Raw genomic sequence first — 22,519 nt, forward strand, 5'->3', positions numbered from 1 at the left:
CGGTCTAGCCGTCTTTTTTTGCATTGAGCGCTTTTTTTAAATAATAACTCGTCTTCGTATCTTCATTTAAGAAATCTCGAAGACTCCCCTCAAATATAATATTGCCGCCTTCCTTTCCCGCTACGGGCCCCAGTTCCAAAATATAATCCGCGTGGAGCAATACCTCCATATCGTGTTCGATAACTACGACGGTATTTTCATTTTCTACGAGATTTTGAAGTAAAGCGAGGAAGTTCTGAACATCGGCTGTGTGAAGCCCCCGAGTAGGCTCGTCGAAAATATAAAGTTCGCCCCTCCGGCGCAGACGATGGGCGAGTTTTAGTCGCTGAAGTTCCCCGCCTGAGAGGGTGCTCGTGGCCTGACCGAGGGAGAGATAAGAAAGGCCAACCTCCTCGAGAAGGCTCAGCCGCTTTCGAATCATATCGTCGTCGAAGAGATCCTTAGCCTCTTCCGCCGTCATATGGAGCACGTCGACAATAGAATGGCCGCTATAAGTGTAGCTCCTCGCCTCTTTGGAATAGCGCTCTCCGCCGCAATCTTCGCAGATAATTTTAACCGGATCGGAATAAGCCACGTCCGGTTCCACAAAGCCCTTCCCCTTGCAAGTCGGACAGGCGCCCTTGGAATTAAAAGAGAAGAGTCCCTTATCCACCTTATTTTCCTTGGCGAATAGACTGCGGATTTTATCCATAATCCCCATATACGTAGCCAGATTGGAGCGTCTCGATTGGCCGATTTCCTTTTGATCGATCATAATCGCCTGATCGTAGCGCTCGTAAATCGCATCGATCAAACTGCTCTTTCCCGAGCCGGACACGCCGCAGATCCCCGTCAAACTGTTCTTCGGAATCTTCACGGAGATATTCTTTAAATTATTCTTCTTTACATGAGATACCTCATAAAAGCCCTCGAAACTTTTCTCTTCCGGGAGTTCAAAGTCCCCGCCGGATCGTTTTTCGCGATCTTCCAAGGCCTCGGGCTTTCCCTGAAAGACGATCTCTCCCCCGTGGCGACCGGATCCCGGTCCCATTTCCACGATCCAATCGGCCATGTCGATAATCTGATCGTCGTGCTCCACGATGAGCACCGTGTTGTGCCGATCCCGAAGGGCTTTAAAGATAGTGCCGATCTTCTTCACTTCCTCCGGATGTAAGCCGGCGGAAGGCTCGTCGAATATATAGCACAAATTATTGAGCGTGGATCCGAGCTTCGAAGCGATCTTTAAGCGCTGAGCTTCTCCGCCCGAAAGGGTGGACACCTGACGATTTAAATTTAAATAGCCGAGTCCCATGGCCATAAGTTGTTTCACCGTAGGAATCATTTGGCGCGCCAAAGTTTTCCCGTAATCTCCCTCGACGGATTCTAAAAATTCCAGGAGCTCTTCCATTTCCAGATTGTAAATATCGGCAATATTGAAGCCGTTAATCTTCGATTCCAGCACCTTCGGGTGGAGCCCCGTGCCCTTGCAGGTTCCGCAACGGGCGTAGTGACAAAAAGCGAGCACATCCTCTTTCGACACGCTCTTTAAATTGGAAATGTCCCGCTTCACATAGAGCCGTTCGAAGCGTGGAATAAGGCCGTCCCACCAGGATTTATGATCGCCGTTTTTCGTATGGAAAGGTGCGAGCACCACGCCGCCGTCGGCAGGCCCGTAAATAAAGAGGTCGTAATCCTCCTTCGGATAATCCTTTATGGGAAGATCCGGATCGAAGAGACCGCATGTCATCATCCATCGGCCCTGCCATTGGCTCGGCGAAAGTGGCGCGAACTGCACCGCATAGTCCCGAAGCGATTTGTCGAAATCCACGAGCTTTCCAAGATCCACTTCGATCTCCAAGCCGTTGCCGTCGCAGGTAGGGCAGGTGCCGTAGCGGGAATACTTCGAAAGATCGCTTGCCTCTTGAATCTTCGGCTCGGCGATGCGGGAAAAAAGCAAGCGCATCATCGGTCCGATGTCCATATAACTCGCAATATCCGAGCGGGAACTCGAGTGAATCGCCCGTTGACGCACCACTACGGCAGTGCTTAAGTTTTCAATTTTATCTACATCGGGCCGTCTGTATAAGGTCATATGGCGACGTTCGTAAGAAGAAAAATCCTTCGTCAGCTGCCTTTTACTTTCCTTCGCAATAGTATCGAATACCACCGACGACTTTCCCGAGCCGGAAAGCCCGGTAAACACGACGATTTCATTTTTCGGGAGCGTCATGTCGATATTCTTTAAATTATTTTCCCGCATGCCGTAGAGGCGAATCTCGTCCTTCAAAATGCCCTCCTTTTAAAAATCCCCCGCCAAAGACGAAGGATCCTTTTTATAGTAAAGCTTTAATAGCGTCCTCGAAACTTTCAGGCGATTTCTGCGGCGCAAAACGATCCACCACATTTCCCTTCCTGTCGACGAGGAACTTCGTAAAATTCCATTTGATATCACTTCCGAAGAGGCCGCCCTGTTCCTTCTTTAAGAAAGTATAGAGAGGATCTTCCCCTTCCCCGTTGACCTCGATTTTCCCCATCATGGGAAATGACACTTGGAAGGTAATGTCGCAGAAATTTTGAATCTCTTCATTACTCCCCGGCTCCTGGCCTCCGAACTGATTACAGGGAAAACCCAAGATCACGAAACCATCGTCCTTGTATTTTTCGTATAGAGATTCGAGCCCTTTGTACTGTTTCGTAAAACCGCACTTACTCGCCGTATTCACTACGAGGACCACTTTGCCCTCGAATTCGGAAAGGGAAACATCCTTCCCTTCGATATCCTTCACCGTATAATCGTAAAACATAAAAACCTCTTTTCTATAATCAATAGATACCGAAGAAAGTAGGGTTTGAAACTTTTATAAGATAGGCGCTAAAAAATCGGCAAACTGCCTTCGCAATCTGCCGATTTTTCTCAAGAGGATTCAATTATAATGTTATGATTTTGTGATTTTTTGTTTATTGTCGCATTAGATATTGGTAGCTTCCAAGGGCTGCCGTGGCGCCGCTGCCCTGGGCGATGACGATTTGCTTAAAGGCGCTGTCCGTACAGTCTCCCGCCGCAAATACGCCTTCCATGCTTGTGGCACCTACTTCGTCGACGATGATTTCGCCGCGGTTGTTCTTCTCGATGGTTTCCACCCATTCCGTAACGGGAACGAGGCCCACCTGGATAAAGCAGCCGTCTGTGGCTTCTTCGTGCTCTTCGCCGTTGATACGGTCGACATAGCGAATTTTTTCAAGTTTCTCGCCGCCTTCCAAGGCTTTTGTCTCCGCATTGGTTACGACGCGAACATTGCTTAAAGTCTTCAGCTTATCTTGAAGGACGCTGTCGGCCTTAAGCTCCGGCAAAAATTCGAGAACCAACACTTCCTCGGCGAGGCCCGCCAAGTCGATGGCCGCTTCGATACCGGAGTTGCCGCCGCCGATGACGGTAACCTTTTTCCCTTTAAAGAGAGGGCCGTCGCAGTGGGTACAATAGGCCACGCCCTTGTTGCGAAACTCTATTTCGCCGGGGATGCCGATCAGGCGCCATTTCGCGCCGGTGGCGATGACGACGGTTTTCGCCGAAAGCTCGCCGCTGTCGGTGGTAATCTTTATCACATCGTCCCTGTGAATCTTCTCCACTTCCACTTCGTCCATTAGATCCACGCCGTATTGTAAGACGTGGTCTTTAACAGAGGCCATAAATTTCGGCCCTTCCGTGTAAGTGAATCCCGTAATATTTTCGATGGCGAGGGTTTCCTCTACTTGACCGCCGAAGTTTTTCGCGATCAAGCCCGTCTTAATGCCCTTGCGTGCGCCGTAAATCGCCGCCGTGGCACCGGCCGGGCCGCCGCCGATCACGAGGAGGTCGTAAAGGGACTTATCTTTTAGGGAAGGCCTTTCTTTTTTGCCCGTCACTTTATCGAGTATGGCATTTAAATTGATCTTGCCGTTATAGAAACTTTCCCCGTTGAGGAAGCTTGCCGGCACGGCCATAACGCCTTTTTCGTCCACATAATCTTGGAACATGGAGCCGTCCACCATGCGGTGGCTTATCTTCGGGTTCACAGTCGCCATAATATTAAGCGCCTGCACTACTTCCGGGCAATTGTGGCAACTTAAACTGACTACCGTCTCGAAGGCGAGTTCTCTGTCGATGGATTTTATTCTCTCCAGCTGATGATCTTCAATTTTCGGGGCACGGCCGCTCACTTGTAAGAGCGCTAAAACGAAGGATTCAAATTCGTGACCCAAGGGCACGCCGGCAAAGACGATGCCCCCTCGATCGCCGGAAGATAGTGAAAAACTCGGAGTCAATTCCAGCTCTTTTTTCTCCACATGTAAACGAGGGGAAAGGCCGACGATTTCTTCTACAAAGCCGCTCAGCTTTTTGGAATTTTCAGAATCGTCCAGGCTCATAGTAAATACAACTTCCCCTTCGAGAAGTTGTAAATACTGCTTAAGCTGATTTTTTAATCCTTGATCCAACATTAAATCTTACCGACGAGGTCCAATCCCGGAGTTAAGGTTTCGCCGGATTCTTTCCATTTCGCCGGGCAAACTTGGCCGGGGTTCTCGCGAACATATTGTGCGGCGCGAATCTTATCATAAACTTGGCTCGCATCGCGACCGATGCCGTCGGCATTAACTTCTACCGCTTGAATGATTCCGTCGGGATCGATGATAAAAGTGGCACGTTGCGCGAGGCCCGCTTCTTCGTCGAGAACGTAGAAATCTCTCGCAATGGATTTATGAGGATCGGCGAGCATGGTGTATTCCAATTTGCTGATGGCTTCGGAATGATCGTGCCATGCCTTGTGGACAAAGTGTGTATCGCAGGACATGGAGTAAACTTCTACGCCGAGGGATTGTAATTTAGCATATTGCTCTTGCATATCTTCAAGCTCCGTCGGGCAGACGAAGGTAAAGTCCGCAGGGTAGAACATGAGAACATTCCATTTGCCCTCAAAATCTTTATTGGAAATGGTGACAAATTCTTCATTTTTGGGATTATAACCATTGGTGTTAAACTCAGGTATTCTTTTTCCTACTTGTGACATAATGTCCTCCTTATTAATTTAATGATATTTCTTCTCAATTATAACATGGGATGGAAATTAAGTCTACTCTTTCTCTCGGAATTAAAAAATCCCAAACGTTATCTCCTCACGCTTGAGATTTCGATTGTTTTAGTTGTAAATTCACTGATGCCTAAGCGGACTGAGCACACCTCATGAAACACATCCATTGTTTGTTTTGGTAAAGAGTCAACTTCATGGTTTATTCTTTACAGGTAATATTATGCTTACTTTCGCGCCGATTTCGTCAGTTCTATTTTCTAAAATTAGACGTCCTCCGTGGTTCTTAATAATTTGCTCGGCGACAAATAATCCGATTCCATAATTTTGTTTTGAATGCCTGCTTTTGTCTCCTTGATAGAATTGATCTTTTGCATATACTAAATCCTCATTGGAAAATCCGTGTCCTTGATCCAATATGGATATTTCGAGATTGTCCTCTTTGGAGCATATGCTTAATTTTATGGTCGAGTTTATAGGACTGTGTTCCCCTGCATTACTGAGAATATTCAGAAAAGCTCGCTCAAGTTCTTTCGTATCTACAATTAAAAAATCATTCTCATAGTTACTATCTACTAAAAGATGAAGCTGGTAAGATGATGTGAATTCTTTCGTTAATTTTTCAATATTCTCTACAAATTGCTCTACTTCTACTTCGAGAAAATTTAATTCATTTACTTGGTTCGATTTATTCAAAAGCATTAAGGACTCGATATATTGGCTAATGCGGTTTGTGTTTTTTCTAATATAGTTAAGATACATTTCCTGCTCTTCTGTTAGATCTGTTTCTCCTAATAATTCTGAGTTTCCCTTTATGATTGAAACCGGTGTTTTTATATCGTGACTTAATGCTGAAATCTGATTCCTTTTTTTCTCTGCCTCTCTCCAATTTGTTCTTAAAGACTCGCTTAATCCCACTTTCATTTTTTCTAAACTTTCGGATATGGCATTAAACTCTTGAATATTTGATTTTTTAACTTGAAAATCTAAATTTTGTTTCCCGATTTCTTCTGAAGCCTGTAGCAAAGGATTTAATTCTTTCGAAATTCGCCTTGCCCAAAATAAAGTAATGGCAATGATACTCGTAAAACAAAATATTATGAGTAAAGACACGAACAAAATAGTGATTGTCGGAAGCGTTTGTTGCATCCAAGAATTTGAGTAGTAAGGTTTTAGATTATAAGCAACTATGACATAGCCATCTGACCTTTGTATTTCTACAAAGGATAAGTTCGCATTAGAGTATCCGGAGCCTTTGTGATAGTTAATTGCCTTATCTTGAATATTCTTATTCATATTTGTTTCTATCACTTTTTCATCTTTTGATAAAAATAGATACGATGTTTTATCCGGAAGTAATGACTTTTGGAATTTTTTTGATGTGGCAATGTCCATCCTTCTTTCAAGAATTGAAGTTTCAGTATAATTTGCCGGCACGATCCACTTAAATTGGATGGAAGCATGCATAAAACCCAGGATTAATCCAACGGAAATGACGAGCCCCAATGTAATACTCAATAAATATTTGAAAAGTACCTTATTAAGAGATTGGCTTTTTGATTTTAATTCCATTTATATCCGATCCCCCATACTGTTTCAATTGGATTTTTCCCATACTTTTGGAACTTCGCCCTAATGTTTTTGATATGTTCCGATATGGCAGATGCATCGCCTATCCCATCAAATCCAAAGACAAGCTCGTATAGTTGCTCCCTTGAAAATACTTGTCCTTTTCTTTTTGCCAGTAATTCTGAAATTTGATACTCCGATTTTGTCAAATGAACTTTTTTGTCCGCTACAAACACTTCATTGGAAGATAAATCAAATCGAATGTCATCAAGGTTTAAACTCGTGTGCCGTTCTCGCTTTTCTCGTCTTAAATGCGCCTCGACACGAGCTACTAGTTCTGCTGCACCGAATGGTTTGGTAATGTAATCATCCCCACCAATTAATAGCCCTTCTACGATATCGTCTTCCCTCGTTTTTGCAGTTAAAAAGAGAATAGGACAGTCTACTTTACCTCGAATCTCTTTACAAAAACGAATTCCGTCCATACCCGGCATCATGACATCGAGCAGAATCAAATCATATTGACTAAGTTTGCTATTATCGATGTCTAAAGGGTTTTGGAATATATGAACTTGATGGTGGTTCTTTTTCAAAATGTTTTTTATTAGATCGAGCATGTCCAGCTCATCATCAACTGCAAGAATTAAAGACATTCCGTCACCTCCTCATTTAAAATAATATTACCCCCTTATTAATCACCGGCAGTCTTTCCATCCCACTTATTGAACCAAATGATCGAAGAAATAAGTAGAATGAGGATCATAAGAGTCGCTACAAAACTCCACAGTCTTATCTCTCTGTAAAAATAGGAACTATCCAAAACGTTTCGCATCATAATAAACGTAGCGGGAAACCTGGTTGGCCATGTACAAGGAATAAAGTACCAAATATTATCACCAAGAATTGTCATCAAAAGTAAAGAAATCATTGTTTCTATAAAACCCAATCCAATCGATGCGCCGCTACTAGATGCGAACCCAATCCACGTATGAATTATATACAAAGCTATGCTGCTAATAAAAATTAAAAATAACTCAATGATCCAATCAAGGGCGTGTTGATATCCGGATAAAGCAGCAAAAATGATAACGGCCCACGTTAACGAAACAATAAATCCCAACTCCATTACAATCAGTTTTCCAAGGTAAGCCTTCGTTCGAGATTTTGTCGTTGATAAAAGCACCTGAAAATTTCCCGCACTTGCTTCCATATCTACAGCTTTGAATGTAATAAAACTACAGACTATTGGAAGCATTGCTCCTAAAATTACAAAATAGGTCTGCACCATATCATTTTTTTCATAATTTTTTAAACTGGTCGTTATTGACGCTACGTAAAAAAACACTGAATAGGCAATTGGTAAAACTATGTGAACCCAAACAAGCCAGGTGTGCTTCATTTTATATAGTTCGGATTTAATAATATTCAACATCATTTTACCTCTTGCTTCGAAAACCATTTTGCACTTATCAATGTCAGTAAAATAAATAGACATACAGATAAAATACAGGGCAGAAAGATGGATGTGTTCGATAGCATCGGGTTTGATGATTTTATTAAAACACCACCCGGTAAAATATGCAAAACAGGTACCATTGATCGAATTCCCCAAGAATATGGACAATAAATCCACGTGCCTCTATCGGATAACATAATTCCCAGCCCTAAACCCAATACTGCATTTATTGCAATACTTACGATAAAGCCAAACTTTTTTGCCAAGAAAAAGCAAAATGGGATTTGCCAAATGTTAGTTATAATTAGTAATACACTTGCACATAACAATCTCAGAAATGTATAGTTCGGTGTTAGTTGTTCGCCCACGAAAGATTGAAAAATAAACACTCCCAGCATATGAACCATTGCAGCCATACTTATATAAAGTGAAGCTGTTACTATTTTTGAAATCCACTCCTTTTGAAGATCAATATTAAGCGAAAAAACAGCCCTGTAGTTTATTTTTCTATCTTCTCTTCTATTCATCATGGCCGGAATTAAGGCGAATGTTGCCGGCATTATGATAACGTACCACCAGTTATAGGAATTCGTGGTGAAATAACTTGGCATGAGAAAGAATGATAATAAGATTAAAGATAGTGGCATAATGACCAATAACTTTTTCAAGAAACTATGCTTATGTTTTAAATTTTCTGCAAGAATATAATTCGTCATGTGCTATGCCCTCGTTTCACTTTTTACAACATCCATAAAAAGTTTCTCTAAATTCTCATGATGACTCATAATATTTTGGTACTTCAATTGCCCATTATGAATAATCCCTATATGATCCGCAGTTTGTTCTACTTCCGCTAGAATATGACTGGATAAAATCACAGTTATTCCTTTTTCGGGGAAACTTCTTATTAAACCACGTAATTCTTGAATTCCCAATGGGTCAAGTCCATTCGTCGGCTCATCTAAAATCAAAAGCTTCGGATTATTTAATAATGCAATGGCGATCCCCAGTCTTTGTTTCATTCCTAAAGAAAACTGACCGGTTTTCTTCTTTCCGGTATCGTTTAAACTAACAATTTCCAAAACTTCATCAATCCTGGAATCAGGCAATCCTAACAATAAAGTTCTTACTTTTAAATTCTCCCTAGCACTTAAATTTTCATATAAAGGCGGCGTTTCAATGAGGGCTCCTATATCTGCTAAATCATTCCGACTCCATGGATGCCCTTCAAATAAAATATCCCCTGATGATTTATACAACATACCGATGATCATTTTTAATGTAGTAGACTTGCCGGCTCCATTAGGTCCAAGTAGTCCATAAATTGAATTTTCCTTAATTCTTAGGGATATACCATCTACAGCTTTTTGGTTGCCAAATACCTTCGATAACTTTTTTGTTTCCAAGATAAATTGATCCATAATAACCTCCTCTTTCTTAATTGAAGATTACGGCATAAATTTAAGGATTTCTTAAGGACTATTTGTCATTGATTCGCCAGGGAAAATGGATGCATTCTTTCCAAAAAAAGACCCCCAAGCGTCGGATTCCTTCGTCCAACGTTTGGGGGCTCTTTGATCTCTTCAAGAGATCTTTTTCGATTATCTTAATTTTAAGTTCACGGCCACCTGGGTGGGTAGTATAGAGCAAGTCATTTCATCCAAAGCTTTCTAAATTGAATAAATCTAAAGGTTAACTTTCCCATTTAAGTATCTCGGCTCTCAACAAGTTCTACAATCCTATCACAAACTGACTCTAAAAATTCAACATCATGGGATATTATTAAAATCAACTTATCTTCTTCCTTTACTTTCTTTATGTTTTTAGCTACTATTTTCATATTTCTATAGTCCAATCCGCTAGTTGGTTCATCAAAAAACAGAATTTTCTTGTCGGATAGTAAAGCTGATAAGATAATGACTCTCTGTTTTTGTCCTCCTGACAAGGTGTGAGGATTCCTCTCGCTAATATCTTTCAACTCCATATCTTTTAGCCAAGTATCTAAAACATAATCATCTTTAATGGTTGAGGTTAATACTATTTCATCTTTAACAGTGTCCGTGAATAACTGACAGTTCACCTCCTGCATGATAAGCAAACTTTCATTTAATCTGCTTCTTATATTGAAATTCTCATTTTCTTTTAAAATTTTCCCTTTATTTGCTTTGTATAATCCACATATGATTTTTGCTAAAGTAGACTTTCCAATTCCATTTTCTCCAACTATCCCTATAATATTTCCATAGCCAAATTTAAGATCCTTAATGGACAAAATTGTTTTGGTATTTCTTTTGAATATCAGATTTTTTAACTCTAATAAAGTCCCTTTATTTAAAGTTTCAAAATCATCAAATCCTTCAATAGCCTTATAATCAGAATGCCTAAGTCCTGTTCTCATTCGTTCATCTTCACTTAGATTTTCAATTTCACCCATACTATATTCCCCGATGATTTTCCCATCTTGTAAGTATATTGCTCTATCGACAATGTCTTTTAAATACCACAGCCTATGTTCTGCAATAATAATAGTTTTTCCTAAAGATTTAAGCTTTTTTATTGTAAGCGATAGTTCTTTCATTGACTTTATGTCTAAGCTTGAAGATGGTTCATCGAGAATAAATATCTCAGGGTTTAATGCGTAAATGCTTGCTATAGCAATCTTCTGTTTTTCTCCTCCGGAAAGATTGAATATATTTTTATTCATTAAGTTTTCAAGATGAAGCTCTTTTTCGACTTCTTCAATTCTTTTGTTAATTACTTCCCTTTCTATGCCGTAATTTTCTAAACCAAAAGCAATTTCATCGGTTGTATTGGTTGTATAGAATTGTGTTTTGGGATTTTGAAAAACTGAACCTACATCCCTAGATAATTTATAAATTGGTGTAGTAAATGTATTCATACCATTGACCATGACACTGCCGGAAATGTCCCCATCATAAAACTCAGGTATTATGCCGTTCATAAGCTTTAATAGAGTCGACTTTCCACAACCGCTCCTACCACATAGAAGAATGCATTCCCCTTTTTTGATTTTCAAATTTATATCTTTTAATGAGTAATCAGATCCTCCCTTGTACTTAAAACTTAATTCTCTAATTTCAATCATAAATCCCACCCTGATACTTTCATAAATATTATTATTGATAAAATTAAAATCATAAAAAATAGAACACCAATATCATTTTTTCTAAACTTAATTAGGTGTCTACTTGTTTTGTTAACAGGAGCATCAAGTCCCCTTATAATGGCTGATTGAGAGAGTTCATCCCCAATTTCTATCACACTTACAAATAAGGGTACAAAAAAGTACTCCATAATTAATGTTGGTTTTCTAATTAAATTGATTAAGTTAAAATTAATTCCTCGAGTTTTCATCGCCATATTTATATGACTCCATTCGTCTTTAATAGTAGGCAAACATCTAAATATTACAGAAATCATTATGAGCGAGTCTTTTGAAAGTTTTAATTTTTGTAAAGTTGCCACTGCACTGGAAACAGATGTTGAATTTAAAATCCATTTACCCACGATAATACATGGCAGAAATTTTCTTCCAATTGCCAAGAGGAATAAAATTAAATTCAAAAGAAAATTCATGTTAACATAGGCAAAAGCTTTTTCTAATGCTAGACTTATTACAAAAAATGAAATATACCTTATAGCAGATTTTTTATAACCATCACTAATAATAATGACAAGAAAAAATAATGTAATAAGGCTTTGATAGATCCAATCAAACCCTAAAAAAATTAAAATATTCGCACCTATAAGCAAGATAAGTTTTGTTCTGAGGTCATATTTTGACCCCAGAACAAACTTTGAATTTTCCATTATAAAACTCCTGCGGATTCCAACTTTTTATTTAGTATTTTCTTTGTAAAATATGAACCAATTAAAGAGAATATAAATGTTCCTATAATCATAACCGGTAACATCCATATTGGTGTCCATGCCCTTACTGTGTTACAAAAGCTTTGATCTAAGCCACCTTTTATTACACTTTCAAAAAATGCTTCTCTCATAACCCAAATTGGTAAGAATCCTCCAAATAAGTTTAGAGAAAAAAACATATGACTCATTGTATTTTTCTTAAAGTCTGTATAATTTCCACCTTTTGCTATGAACATAGCAATTATTCCGGCAGGCACTGCCACTAATGGCGCAATTGGAATATGTCCCGTTGCAACTAATAAAATACTTGGTAAGATAGCTGCGATTACAATAGCAGTAGCTGACTTTGTCTTTGCAAGAAGCATATGATAGGTTGGTGCAGCAAGTAGTGCTACAAGCATCGGCATTAGTAAAAATAAAACAGGGACAGGCACAGATATTGCCCCAATAACTAAATATGTTACAAAGTAAAGTGCAATTAAAACACCGGCTGTAACTGCGTTTTTTGATGATTTCTTTTGTGTTTTCATAAGTTTCCTCCTTTAAAATTGATTGTTACTGTACAATCTTCCATTCTTTAGACTTTTCTTGATAATTCCATAAGTCTTTATATAGTCCTTCATTTTTAATAAGTTCTTCATGCTTCCCAACTTCCTCTACCTTTCCTTTGTTTAAAACAACAATTTTATCAGCTCCCATTACGTTTCTTAATTTATGGGCTACAACCACAACTGTTTTATTTTTAATTAAATTTGATATTGCTTCTTGTATAACAAGTTCATTTTCAGGATCAAGCGAAGATGTTGCTTCATCAAGCAGTATTATTGGGGCATTTTTTAATATTGCTCTCGCTATTGATATTCTTTGCTTCTCACCTCCGGACAGAGTCGCTCCTCCTTGTCCAATCATAGTTTCAAATCCATCATCTTTTCTGACTATAAAGTCATAAGCTCCTGCCATTTTTGCAGCATTCATTATTTCATCTTTACTCGCATCTTCATTTCCAAATTTTATATTGTTATAAATTGTGTCTTTAAAAAGATACACATCTTGAAAAACAACAGAAAATTTATCCATTAATTTATCAGGGTCGGCTGTTAGCAAATCTACTCCACCAATTTTAATTGTCCCTTCATTAGGATCATAAAATCTGGAAATTAATTTAATGAGTGTAGATTTCCCAGAGCCAGAGTAACCAACAAAAGCAGTTAATTCATTTTCAGTAATATCTAATGAAACATTATCGATAACCTTAGATTCCTTGTATGAAAATGAAACATCGTGGATTTCAATTTTGTTGCTTTCGTTTACATCGCAATTTCCTGACATAGGTTTAGCGTTAAGTAAGTTAATGATTCTCTCTCCTGAAACTGATGCCATTTGTAGACCTGTATAATTTACAAGTGCAAGCTCCAAGGGGTCAAAAATCCTTGTACCTACAAATAAGAACATTAAAAATGTATCAATTTCCAAAGATCCATTTATAAATAAATAGGAACCGGCTAAACTCATCAAAGGAAGGCCTATTCTTAAAATCATACTTGCTATAGTAGTTAATGAACCAACCCCTTTCTCACTCTTAATATTTGCATTTCTTGAGTTATCTATATCTTCTTCAAGTTTTGTTAATGTATCATCTATGCTGTTATAAGCTTTTAGAGTCTTAATGGCATCCAAATATTCGTTTATGTCTTCTTCCTCTTTTATCCTCATTTTCTTTGTTTTCATATAAATTTTTTTCTGAAAGTTTTGCATGAGCGTGAGAAGTAGAACAGAAATAGGTAGTCCTATAAGAGTTGCTATTCCCATTTTTACATTAATTATCAAGAATAATATTGAGCAAAAAACCGCTACGCATATGCCACTGAAAAATTGAGGTAATTGATGCGTTACTGCCGTTTCAACTTTGAAAAAATCATTCATTAATGTATCTAAGATCTCTGCTGAACTTTTCCCAGAAATGTAACCTATCGGCAGTTTTCTTATGTGGTCTGCAAGCTCTATTCTTCCATCTGCACTTGCCTTGTATCCAAGTTCATAGGTATATTTTGTGGCTAAATTTTCCAATAAGAATGTTACAAAGAAAAATATTGCCATTATCCCAAAATACTTCCATAAAAGGCTCGTATCTATACTATCTGCTCCTCTATTCAAAAATAGTGTTTCTACAATTTTCGCCAAAGCAATAAATGGTATAAGGTTGGAAATAGATGCCAAAACATTTAAGATAATGGATTTTCTTATATTATTCATCTTTCCTAAAGTAATATTTCTTATCATTCATTCTCACTCCCTTCTATATCCATTTGCCAAATATTTGTCTTCTTATAAATATCAAAAAGTCGCTTATATATTCCATCTGCGACGATTAAATCTTCATGCTTACCTTTTTCTGCAATTTTTCCATCAGATATTACTAAGATTTGATTTGCATGCTCTATGGTGTTTAACCTATGCGCAATCATGATGACTGTCTTATCTTTAACCAATTCAGACAAAGCTTCCTGCATAAGATATTCATTTTCAGAGTCTGCAAAACTTGTTGCTTCGTCTAATACTAATATTGGTGCGTCCTTTAAAATCGCTCTTGCAACTGCAATACGTTGTTTCTCTCCGCCGGATAAATAAGTTCCTTTACCCAAAACAGTATTGTATCCATTAGGGAGTTGTTCAATAAAATCATGACATCTTGCTTTTTTGCAGGCTTTTAAAACATCATCTTTTGTAGAACCTGTCTTTGCCATAGCAACATTATTGAATACTGTATCTGTGATAAGATCGCTGTCTTGAAAAACAAATGCTATCTTGTCCATTAAGACGTTTATCGGAATATTTTTTATATTAACTCCACCAATTTTAATAGAGCCTTCTGAAGGATCGTAAAATCTTGGTATTAGCGTTCCAATGGTAGATTTGCCTGCTCCCGAATAGCCAACTAATGCTGTAACTTCTCCTTGTTTAGCACAGAAGCTTATATTCTTTAAAACCTCTTCATCTCCATAAGAAAAGCTTACATTCTCGAATTCAAGATCATGACCTTTTATCTCTTCCTCACTATTTTCAATTGCCAATTCTTTTTGATCTATAATTTCGCAGATTCTCAAAACAACTTCATTTAGTAAATTCATTCCTTCTGCAAAATCTCTAAGTTTTAATGCAGGTACGCTAATGGCAGGTGCAAGAATTAAATAGAAAATAAAAACTGTAGCAAAATCCAAGTTATTATTTCGTGACATTAAAAGTATTCCTACTGGAACTATGAATGTAGCAACAGATAAAATAAACATTCTAAATGAAACAAATCCCGGTCTTATCATTGATGTCATCGAACTTGTAAAATCTCTATATTCTCCTACTGACTTTGAGAAAGTTTTAAATGATTTTACTCCTGTTCCAAATATTTTAACTTCCGGCATACCTTTAACGTATTCAGTAGTTGCTGAATTAATTTGATCCAAAATCGCAAAGTTCTTCTCAAGTCCACCCGACTTTATAATCTTTGCCATGATTGCAATCTGAATTCCTAAACCGACAAATATAATTAACAAAGTCGTAAGACCTAATATTAAATTTATCTTCAACATAACAACTATCATTGCTAAAATTAGTGCTAATGTTGAAATTAAATTTGGTAATTGATGAGAAAAATATCCCTCAATTTGATTCATGTCCGATCCTAATACTTGCCTTATTTTTGACTTGTTGTCTCCTGTAAAAAATCCTAAAGGAAGATTCCCAATATGGCATAATATCTTCTTTTTTAAGTTAGCTATTAAAACATATGAAAACTTATGGCATAAAATACCGCCAATGTAAGTTAAGCAATATGACAATACCACTGCTGCAAGTCCATAGGTGCAGAACTGAATTGTACTTTGTTCTAATTTCCCATATAAAAATAGAGATTTTATGACTTTGTATATCACCAAAATTGGACAAATACTTAATAGCATCCCAAGACTAACAAATAATATTCCTCCTACAAGTTGTCCTTTTTTTATTTCGCTGTAGGAAATAATATCTTTGATTGATTTCTTCTTTTTCATCTAAAACATACCTCCTTACCGAACGAGTTCGTTCATTTGCCTTAAAACTAATACAAGGAAAACACCGTTGATGTTTTCCTTGTAAAATACTTATATTTTATTTTTCTCTACTGAGGTCTTTGAAATAGCTCACTTATTATTCCAAAGGCTTCACTTGGATTTGTTTTGTTTTCTCCTTTAATAATATAGCCATTATATATTGTTCCGACAGCTCCGTATAAAATAAAAGCTGCAAAACTCCTCACATTTTCTCTGTTTATTCCCATATTATTTTCTATTTTTTTGCCTTCAATCCCTTCAATTATAAATTCTGAATAGACGTCTATAAATTTTCCAATGTAATGAATCAATTCCCATAGCCTGTAAGAGTTATCTGTAATTGAACTCTCCTTTGAAAAATTATATCTTGTCGTAAACTGACCGATATCTTTCACTATAAGTTCCCTTAAAGTTTTTATTCTTTCTTCGTAATCTATTTCATTGTTTTGAAGTATATCCAACTTATTTTTTAGTTTCTCTTCAAAATATGTTTCCATACACGCCAAAAAAATATCTTCTTTTGATTTGAAGTAGTAATAAAACATTCCAGGTGCACCATTAACTTCTGCGAGAATATCTCGAACAGAAACTTTCTCATATCCATACTTTTCAAAAAGCCTGGATGCTATATTTATAAGCTCCTGTTTTCTTTCTTCCGGATCCTTTATATTTCTTTTTGTCAAAACCTCACCACCAATCGACCGACACTCGTTCTGTATGCCTATATATTAGCTTTCACTCACCATTTTTGTCAATAGCAACATTAAATTTTTCTTTTGCACCTGCCTATGATCCTCTCCTTTATACTCTCGTTATTAATCACAATAATAACTCCATGTTTTTCGATCTGAATTTTTAATTTTAACAGCCCAACTTTTTCTCTATTAATTCTTCTACTTTGTATTTCATTTACAATAGTTTTGATAAACAAATTTCCCTCCGTTTTTACTTTGAGAAGCATCCATTTTCGCCAAAAAAAGACCCCCAAGCGTCGGATTCCTTCGTCCAATTTTTTGGGGGCTCTTTGATCTCTTCAAGAGATCACTTGCGATTATTTTATTTTTAAATTCACCACGGTCTCCACCGAAGCCGTATGGGGAAACATATCAATGGGCTGAATTTTTGCGATGTGGTATGCTTCCGCCAAACGACTGAGATCCCGCGCCAATGTGGAGGGATTGCAGCTGACGTAGATAATCTGCTCGGGTTTCGATTCGAGAAGAGTATCCACGACGACGGGATCGAGACCCGCCCGGGGCGGATCCACGATCAGGCCGTGAATCGTCTCTTCTTCGGCAATTTTCGGGAGCATCTTTTCTGCAGGGCCGGCGATGTAGCGCACATTGATGACGCCGTTTTTCTCCGCCGTTTGCCGCGCATAGTCTACGGAGATCTCCGAGATTTCATTCCCGATCACCTGCCCCGCCATGCGACTCGCCGCCAAGGTAATGGTGCCGATGCCGGAATACAGTTCCACCACGGTTTCCGCGCCGATTAAATTCTTCGTCACTTCCCGGGTAATGGCTTCGGCGCCGAAAGGATTGATCTGGAAGAAATTGCCCGCGCCGATGCCGTAACGAAACTGCCCCAAAGTCTCCTCGATGGTCTCTTTTCCGTAAAGATGATGGAAGGTTTTTCCGTAGTGGAAACGGGGATTTTTATTCTTCGAATAATAAAGGGAATCCACCTTTTCCTCGACGGCAAAGGCGACGGCATCGTGAAGAAGACGATCGCTTATATCTTTTTTGCCGACGAGGATCACCATTACTTCCCCTGCACGGGTAGTGCGAATGCCTACGGTTCGGATATCGGCGAGCCACTTTTCCCTTTGAAGGACGGCGAGGATCTCATTACCTCTATCCGATTGCATAAGGCAGCGGCGAATGGGAATGAGCTCCCCGTCCTTTCCATAGAGGCAGAGCTTGCCGTTCTTTACGTGAAATTGCATATGATTACGATAGCCGAAGACATCGCCTCCGGTGATCACCTCTTCCACCTTTGTGTCTATGCCGCCGATGCGAGCCACAGCGCTCGCAACCCGCTCCCGTTTCCATGCGAGTTCTGATTTTCGCTCGAGGGAAAGAAAAGCGCAGCCGTTGCAGCGATCATAGGGACAGGGGTTTTTCACTCGGTGAGAAGATTTTTTATCGTAGCCGACGATCTTTCCCTCGTAGAATTTCTTTTTCTTTTTGAGGATCTCCACCTCGACTTTGTCGCCGATTTCGCCGCCGTCTAAAAACACCACGGCGCCGTCCACTTTGCCGAGCCCCCTGCCCTTGACATCGTAATCCACGACGTCGAGATGAACGCGATCGAAGACCTTCATTATTTTCGTCTCGTTTCCGTCTTGCCGGGAATGGCTTTCCCCTCTTTATACAGTTTACCCACGGCACGCTTGAATGCTTTTTTCGTAAGACCCGTGAGCTTCATAATCTCTTCCGGATCGGATTTGTCGCCGATGGGGAGCACGCCGCCGTATTCTCCCATAAGATCGTACAAAACATCGGAATCCTGTAGCATTTGAACGTGGGCGTAGGCGCGGAGTGATAAGGTGAGCTTGCCGTCGTCTAAAACATTGAATACGCGAGCTTCCACTTCGTCTCCGGCGCGGTAAATCCCCTTCATCTCCTGTTTCGGAATCATGCCGTCGTATTTGTCGTCGATGGCGACGAGGGCGCCCCCTCGGCCCACATGATAGACCGTACCCGTCACGCGATCGTCTTTTTTATAGGGGCTATCGGTGGAGAGTACATCTTTAATTTCCATGCTCACGGCCAGACGCTCGGATTTATCCACATACATGGTAAAGAGATAACTTTCCCCTTCCTTGATACGTTCCGTGGCTTCCGAGAAGGGAAGTAAAATATCTTTCGGCGCGTTAATGTCGACGAAATAGCCGATTTTCGATTTGTCCACGACTTTTAATTTCGCCACTTCTCCTACTTGAATAAAGGGCTCTTCCAACATACCGGCGATCTGACCGTTATTTTCCCGATAGAGAAATACCGGGTGCACTTCCCCGCCGGGAGCTCGTTTTTTCCCATGAACCGGCACTTCTTCCACGCCGTCGGTGGCCCAAAGGTACTCCCCTTTTTCTACTAATTTTAATTTCTGTACTGTTCCTAGTTTCATTGTCGTCCTTTCTCTAAAAGCGCACGCGCCATTATATCGTACATATCGTGTCCCCGTCCCTCGAGGGTGGAGCCTAAATCATAAAAAGCGTGGGTTCCCCGATCGCTTCTAAGTAGTGCCGTCAGGGCATAATAACTGAATGCCGGATGTTTCCCCAAATTCTCTACCATCACCCTGGCCTGGGTCTTGTGGGAAAGATCGGTAAATTGCGTCAGATAGATGCCGAATTTTATAGCCTCGATAACTTGAGAATCCCGCATCAGCAAAATACTCAAACCTAAAAAAGGTCTGTCCATTTGATCGAAGGCGTAGAGCCAGTTTTCAAAATGGGGAATGGCCTCGAGAGCCTTGTGTTTTTCAAAAAAGCTTTCGATATGCTGAATACTGAAGGCTTCCCGCCCGAAATATTCCATAATCCCCACATCTAGGGGATCAGTATTGACGGGTTCCACTTTTTCTTCTCCGCGTAAGACGGCCAGTTCAAAGCTTCCGTCTTCGCCGATATCTGTCGCCGGATCGGCAGTTATTTTCTCATATAGCGTCTTCGGTTTTTTCTTAAATCCAAACATAGCGCCTCCTCTTTTCATTTTCCCACAGGCAGGCCTTAAAAGCAATGAAACCGCCTTTTAATCTCATTTGCGGCAAAAAATAAGCTCCGGCACGCGCCGAAGCTCATTATAAAAACTGTGCGATGTAATTTAATTTGTCCGCAAGCCACAAGCGGAATTCGGGCATGCGACCGGCGACTTGGCTTCCCATTTCCCTGGCCGCATAAAGGGCTCGCTCGCCGCCTCCGTTTTGTGTCGCCCGGTACAGGTTTTCCAAAGTACCCGTATAGGCGAGAATGCCCATAATAATCAGGAAAAAGACCACACGACGACGGCGTCTGCGTCGTTTTTTTCTGCGCTTCTTTTCCTTTCTCTCGTCCATAAGGTTTTGAAACCCTCGACTCATTTCCATAATCCTCTCCCCCTTTGATTCGAGTATATCAGAGAAAATCCAATAAACGCCAAAGAGAGAGATAACGATCGTCTTATTTCGTTACATCCACCATATGATCTTCCCCGAAGAGCTCTCGGAGCTCCTCTACGGAAAATTTCGCCGCCGTATTCGACGAACCGCAGGCGGGATAGACGATGTCGTATGCATTTAAGCTTTCGTCTAAATAAATTACCACATCTTCTTTTGCGCCGAAAGGTGTTACGCCGCCGATTTCGTGGCCGATCTCTTCCGCCACTTCGTCGGGCTTCAGCATTTTCGCCTTGGTGTGGAAGGTGGCTTTAAACTTGCTGTTGTCGATGCGCCTGTCTCCTGCCACGACGATTAACATGGCCTCGCCGTCTTTTCCGCGGAAGGTGAGGGATTTGGCGATTTCCCCTTCCGTCACGCCGAGAGCCGCAGCCGCTTCGGCCACGGTACCCGTGGATTCGTCCGATGTGATGACCCGGTCTTCATAACCTTTATCCCTTAAATAAACCAGCGCACGTTCCGTAGACATAAATGCCTCCTATTTGTTTTTGTTTGCTTTATAGCGTTTGTTGGCGTCTAAAATCGTCTTTCTGATTCTGAAAGATTTCGGCGTAATTTCAATGAGCTCGTCCTCTTCGATAAATTCGATGGCCTCTTCCAGACTTAAATCCTTAATGGGGGACAAACGCAGAGCGTCGTCGCTTCCAGATGCCCGCACATTGGTTTGCTTCTTCGTCTTGGTGACGCTCACCTCGAGATCCAGCCCCTTGGGAGAAGAACCGACGACCATGCCGCCGTAAACTTCTTCCCCCGGCTCGACAAAGAGTTCCCCCCGGTCTTGAGCATTGTGCAGGCCGTAAGCCGATGCGGTGCCCGTGTCGAAGGAAATGATCGATCCGGTTTTGCGGCGGGGAATGTCCCCTTTATAGGGCGCATAACCTTCAAATTCCGAGTTCATAATGCCGTTGCCCTTGGTGTCCGTAATAAATTCCTGACGGTAACCGATGAGGCCGCGGGCGGGAATGCGGAACACCAGGCGGGAATAGCCGCCGCTGGGTTCCTGCATAGTTAAGAGCTCGCCTTTTCGGCGGCCCAGTTTTTCGATAATGGCGCCGACGAACTCCTGATTGACATCGATGGTGACTTTTTCCATAGGCTCTTGGCGCTTGCCGTCCACTTCTCTAAAGAGAACTTCGGGCTTGGAAACCTGGAATTCGAAGCCTTCCCGGCGAAGATTTTCGATTAAAACGGAAAGGTGAAGTTCGCCCCGGCCGCTTACCTTAAAGGCATCGGTGGAATCCGTATCTTCCACCTTCAAGCTGACGTCCGTTTCCAGTTCACGGTACAGGCGATTGCGAATTTGGCGAGAAGTAACATACTCCCCTTCCCGCCCGGCGAAGGGCGAATTGTTGACGGCAAAGGTCATAGCGAGAGTAGGCTCTGAAATCTTTACAAACTCCAGGGCTTCGTCCAGTTCGGGATCGCAAATCGTATCCCCGATATTAATATCCTCGATGCCCGTCACGGCCACAATATTGCCGGCGGTGGAGCCGTCTTTTTCCACTCGGTCCAAGCCTTCAAACTCGTAAATCTTATTGATCTTCACCGTCTTTCGCTTCTCGGGATCGGCGGCGTTCAATAAAAGCATCTGATCGTTTTTGTGGATGCTTCCGCTTTCAATTTTACCGATGCCGATGCGCCCTACGTAATCGCTGTAATCGATGGTGGAGATTAAAAGCTGGGCAGGTCGATCTTCTTCTGCTGCCGGCGGATCGATGTTTTCCACGATGGCGTTAAAGAGAGGCTTCATGTTTTCGCCCCGTTCGTCGCTCGATTCGGAGGCCCAGCCCTCTTTCGCCGATGCGAAGATAAAGGGAGAATCTAAAATATCTTCATCGGCGCCCAGCTCGATAAATAGATCCAATACTTCGTTTACCACTTCTTCCGGTCTCGCACCCGGTCGGTCTACCTTGTTGATGCAGACGATGACCTTAAGACCGAGTTCGATGGCTTTTTTTAACACAAATTTCGTCTGAGGCATGGGCCCTTCAAAGGCGTCTACTAAAAGGACGACACCGGAAACCATTTTTAACACCCGCTCAACTTCTCCCCCGAAGTCGGCGTGGCCCGGCGTGTCGATGACATTAATCTTGACGCCGTCGTAAACGATGGACGTGTTCTTCGATAAGATCGTAATGCCCCGCTCTTTTTCGATATCCCCCGAGTCCATTACGCGGTCGGCGACCACCTGATTGTCGCGGAATACCCCCGACTGCTTTAATAATACATCGACCAAAGTCGTCTTACCGTGGTCGACGTGAGCGATAATGGCTATGTTTCGAATATCTTGTCGTTCCATAAACTTCCTTTCCGGC

At 40.9% G+C, this 22,519-nt stretch carries 21 protein-coding genes; all 21 read right to left on the bottom strand.

Going from position 1 to position 22,519, the window contains the following annotated elements:
- Positions 1 to 4: 4 nt before the first annotated feature.
- The 21 genes from PEPTYR26121_RS04820 to typA all read right to left on the bottom strand — a co-directional run bounded on the left by PEPTYR26121_RS04820 (position 5) and on the right by typA (position 22,503).
- On the bottom strand, positions 5 to 2,266 hold the full coding sequence (locus tag PEPTYR26121_RS04820; RefSeq protein ID WP_218956319.1) for an ATP-binding cassette domain-containing protein: 2,262 nt from the start codon (positions 2,264 to 2,266) through the stop codon (positions 5 to 7).
- Positions 2,267 to 2,312: 46 nt separating this feature from the next.
- Positions 2,313 to 2,783, bottom strand: a complete 471-nt coding sequence (locus PEPTYR26121_RS04825; RefSeq protein WP_180499795.1) for a glutathione peroxidase — start codon at positions 2,781 to 2,783, stop codon at positions 2,313 to 2,315.
- A 154-nt stretch (positions 2,784 to 2,937) separates the two neighbouring features.
- On the bottom strand, positions 2,938 to 4,455 hold the full coding sequence (gene ahpF / locus PEPTYR26121_RS04830) for an alkyl hydroperoxide reductase subunit F (RefSeq protein WP_180499797.1): 1,518 nt from the start codon (positions 4,453 to 4,455) through the stop codon (positions 2,938 to 2,940).
- Positions 4,455 to 5,024 carry an alkyl hydroperoxide reductase subunit C gene (gene ahpC / locus PEPTYR26121_RS04835; protein WP_180499799.1) on the bottom strand — a complete coding sequence of 190 codons (570 nt, stop codon included), beginning with the start codon at positions 5,022 to 5,024 and terminating at the stop codon, positions 4,455 to 4,457. Before ahpC ends, ahpF begins: the two co-directional genes overlap by 1 nt.
- Before the next feature lie 213 nt (positions 5,025 to 5,237).
- On the bottom strand, positions 5,238 to 6,614 hold the full coding sequence (locus PEPTYR26121_RS04840) for a sensor histidine kinase (RefSeq protein WP_180499801.1): 1,377 nt from the start codon (positions 6,612 to 6,614) through the stop codon (positions 5,238 to 5,240).
- Complete coding sequence (locus tag PEPTYR26121_RS04845; protein WP_180499803.1) at positions 6,605 to 7,264, bottom strand: response regulator transcription factor; 660 nt, start codon at positions 7,262 to 7,264, stop codon at positions 6,605 to 6,607. Before PEPTYR26121_RS04845 ends, PEPTYR26121_RS04840 begins: the two co-directional genes overlap by 10 nt.
- A gap of 38 nt (positions 7,265 to 7,302) precedes the next feature.
- Positions 7,303 to 8,046, bottom strand: coding sequence for a lantibiotic immunity ABC transporter MutG family permease subunit (locus PEPTYR26121_RS04850; RefSeq protein WP_246285900.1), 744 nt, complete (start codon positions 8,044 to 8,046; stop codon positions 7,303 to 7,305).
- Positions 8,043 to 8,783 carry a lantibiotic immunity ABC transporter MutE/EpiE family permease subunit gene (locus PEPTYR26121_RS04855; RefSeq protein WP_180499805.1) on the bottom strand — a complete coding sequence of 247 codons (741 nt, stop codon included), beginning with the start codon at positions 8,781 to 8,783 and terminating at the stop codon, positions 8,043 to 8,045. Before PEPTYR26121_RS04855 ends, PEPTYR26121_RS04850 begins: the two co-directional genes overlap by 4 nt.
- Before the next feature lie 3 nt (positions 8,784 to 8,786).
- Positions 8,787 to 9,488 carry a lantibiotic protection ABC transporter ATP-binding protein gene (locus PEPTYR26121_RS04860; protein ID WP_180499807.1) on the bottom strand — a complete coding sequence of 234 codons (702 nt, stop codon included), beginning with the start codon at positions 9,486 to 9,488 and terminating at the stop codon, positions 8,787 to 8,789.
- 284 nt (positions 9,489 to 9,772) lie between these two features.
- Positions 9,773 to 11,173, bottom strand: a complete 1,401-nt coding sequence (locus PEPTYR26121_RS04865) for an ABC transporter ATP-binding protein (RefSeq protein WP_180499809.1) — start codon at positions 11,171 to 11,173, stop codon at positions 9,773 to 9,775.
- A complete protein-coding gene (locus tag PEPTYR26121_RS04870; protein WP_180499811.1) occupies positions 11,170 to 11,898 on the bottom strand; it encodes an energy-coupling factor transporter transmembrane component T family protein in 729 nt (242 codons plus the stop codon). Before PEPTYR26121_RS04870 ends, PEPTYR26121_RS04865 begins: the two co-directional genes overlap by 4 nt.
- Complete coding sequence (locus PEPTYR26121_RS04875) at positions 11,898 to 12,488, bottom strand: MptD family putative ECF transporter S component (RefSeq protein ID WP_180499813.1); 591 nt, start codon at positions 12,486 to 12,488, stop codon at positions 11,898 to 11,900. The genes PEPTYR26121_RS04870 and PEPTYR26121_RS04875 overlap by 1 nt, the downstream gene beginning before the upstream one ends.
- A 25-nt stretch (positions 12,489 to 12,513) precedes the next feature.
- Positions 12,514 to 14,238 carry an ABC transporter ATP-binding protein gene (locus PEPTYR26121_RS04880; protein ID WP_180499815.1) on the bottom strand — a complete coding sequence of 575 codons (1,725 nt, stop codon included), beginning with the start codon at positions 14,236 to 14,238 and terminating at the stop codon, positions 12,514 to 12,516.
- Positions 14,235 to 16,004, bottom strand: a complete 1,770-nt coding sequence (locus PEPTYR26121_RS04885) for an ABC transporter ATP-binding protein (RefSeq protein WP_180499816.1) — start codon at positions 16,002 to 16,004, stop codon at positions 14,235 to 14,237. The genes PEPTYR26121_RS04880 and PEPTYR26121_RS04885 overlap by 4 nt, the downstream gene beginning before the upstream one ends.
- Positions 16,005 to 16,111: 107 nt before the next feature.
- Positions 16,112 to 16,726: a TetR/AcrR family transcriptional regulator gene (locus PEPTYR26121_RS04890; protein WP_180499818.1), complete on the bottom strand. Its 615-nt coding sequence runs from the start codon at positions 16,724 to 16,726 to the stop codon at positions 16,112 to 16,114.
- A 368-nt stretch (positions 16,727 to 17,094) separates the two neighbouring features.
- Positions 17,095 to 18,369 carry a 23S rRNA (uracil(1939)-C(5))-methyltransferase RlmD gene (rlmD, locus tag PEPTYR26121_RS04895; protein ID WP_180499820.1) on the bottom strand — a complete coding sequence of 425 codons (1,275 nt, stop codon included), beginning with the start codon at positions 18,367 to 18,369 and terminating at the stop codon, positions 17,095 to 17,097.
- Positions 18,369 to 19,175: a CvfB family protein gene (locus PEPTYR26121_RS04900; RefSeq protein WP_180499822.1), complete on the bottom strand. Its 807-nt coding sequence runs from the start codon at positions 19,173 to 19,175 to the stop codon at positions 18,369 to 18,371. Before PEPTYR26121_RS04900 ends, rlmD begins: the two co-directional genes overlap by 1 nt.
- Positions 19,172 to 19,744: a hypothetical protein gene (locus PEPTYR26121_RS04905; protein ID WP_180499824.1), complete on the bottom strand. Its 573-nt coding sequence runs from the start codon at positions 19,742 to 19,744 to the stop codon at positions 19,172 to 19,174. The genes PEPTYR26121_RS04900 and PEPTYR26121_RS04905 overlap by 4 nt, the downstream gene beginning before the upstream one ends.
- A gap of 106 nt (positions 19,745 to 19,850) precedes the next feature.
- Positions 19,851 to 20,135: a hypothetical protein gene (locus PEPTYR26121_RS04910; protein ID WP_180499826.1), complete on the bottom strand. Its 285-nt coding sequence runs from the start codon at positions 20,133 to 20,135 to the stop codon at positions 19,851 to 19,853.
- 73 nt (positions 20,136 to 20,208) lie between these two features.
- Positions 20,209 to 20,673: a YbaK/EbsC family protein gene (locus tag PEPTYR26121_RS04915; RefSeq protein WP_180499828.1), complete on the bottom strand. Its 465-nt coding sequence runs from the start codon at positions 20,671 to 20,673 to the stop codon at positions 20,209 to 20,211.
- Between the two features lie 9 nt (positions 20,674 to 20,682).
- Positions 20,683 to 22,503, bottom strand: coding sequence for a translational GTPase TypA (gene typA, locus PEPTYR26121_RS04920; protein WP_180499830.1), 1,821 nt, complete (start codon positions 22,501 to 22,503; stop codon positions 20,683 to 20,685).
- Between the last annotated feature and the right edge of the window lie 16 nt (positions 22,504 to 22,519).

The sequence above is a fragment of the Aedoeadaptatus nemausensis genome, assembly GCF_903819165.1.
In the GTDB taxonomy this organism is placed as follows: Bacteria; Bacillota; Clostridia; order Tissierellales; family Peptoniphilaceae; genus Aedoeadaptatus; species Aedoeadaptatus nemausensis.

Excerpts from the sequence above, each read along its gene's own strand:
- PEPTYR26121_RS04825 (WP_180499795.1), bottom strand. The coding sequence starts at position 2,783 with ATGTTTTACGATTATACGGTGAAGGATATCGAAGGGAAGGATGTTTCC.
- ahpF (WP_180499797.1), bottom strand. The coding sequence starts at position 4,455 with ATGTTGGATCAAGGATTAAAAAATCAGCTTAAGCAGTATTTACAACTT.
- ahpC (WP_180499799.1), bottom strand. The coding sequence starts at position 5,024 with ATGTCACAAGTAGGAAAAAGAATACCTGAGTTTAACACCAATGGTTAT.
- PEPTYR26121_RS04840 (WP_180499801.1), bottom strand. The coding sequence starts at position 6,614 with ATGGAATTAAAATCAAAAAGCCAATCTCTTAATAAGGTACTTTTCAAA.
- PEPTYR26121_RS04845 (WP_180499803.1), bottom strand. The coding sequence starts at position 7,264 with ATGTCTTTAATTCTTGCAGTTGATGATGAGCTGGACATGCTCGATCTA.
- PEPTYR26121_RS04850 (WP_246285900.1), bottom strand. The coding sequence starts at position 8,046 with ATGATGTTGAATATTATTAAATCCGAACTATATAAAATGAAGCACACC.
- PEPTYR26121_RS04855 (WP_180499805.1), bottom strand. The coding sequence starts at position 8,783 with ATGACGAATTATATTCTTGCAGAAAATTTAAAACATAAGCATAGTTTC.
- PEPTYR26121_RS04860 (WP_180499807.1), bottom strand. The coding sequence starts at position 9,488 with ATGGATCAATTTATCTTGGAAACAAAAAAGTTATCGAAGGTATTTGGC.
- PEPTYR26121_RS04865 (WP_180499809.1), bottom strand. The coding sequence starts at position 11,173 with ATGATTGAAATTAGAGAATTAAGTTTTAAGTACAAGGGAGGATCTGAT.
- PEPTYR26121_RS04870 (WP_180499811.1), bottom strand. The coding sequence starts at position 11,898 with ATGGAAAATTCAAAGTTTGTTCTGGGGTCAAAATATGACCTCAGAACA.
- PEPTYR26121_RS04875 (WP_180499813.1), bottom strand. The coding sequence starts at position 12,488 with ATGAAAACACAAAAGAAATCATCAAAAAACGCAGTTACAGCCGGTGTT.
- PEPTYR26121_RS04880 (WP_180499815.1), bottom strand. The coding sequence starts at position 14,238 with ATGATAAGAAATATTACTTTAGGAAAGATGAATAATATAAGAAAATCC.
- PEPTYR26121_RS04885 (WP_180499816.1), bottom strand. The coding sequence starts at position 16,004 with ATGAAAAAGAAGAAATCAATCAAAGATATTATTTCCTACAGCGAAATA.
- rlmD (WP_180499820.1), bottom strand. The coding sequence starts at position 18,369 with ATGAAGGTCTTCGATCGCGTTCATCTCGACGTCGTGGATTACGATGTC.
- PEPTYR26121_RS04900 (WP_180499822.1), bottom strand. The coding sequence starts at position 19,175 with ATGAAACTAGGAACAGTACAGAAATTAAAATTAGTAGAAAAAGGGGAG.
- PEPTYR26121_RS04905 (WP_180499824.1), bottom strand. The coding sequence starts at position 19,744 with ATGTTTGGATTTAAGAAAAAACCGAAGACGCTATATGAGAAAATAACT.
- PEPTYR26121_RS04910 (WP_180499826.1), bottom strand. The coding sequence starts at position 20,135 with ATGGAAATGAGTCGAGGGTTTCAAAACCTTATGGACGAGAGAAAGGAA.
- PEPTYR26121_RS04915 (WP_180499828.1), bottom strand. The coding sequence starts at position 20,673 with ATGTCTACGGAACGTGCGCTGGTTTATTTAAGGGATAAAGGTTATGAA.
- typA (WP_180499830.1), bottom strand. The coding sequence starts at position 22,503 with ATGGAACGACAAGATATTCGAAACATAGCCATTATCGCTCACGTCGAC.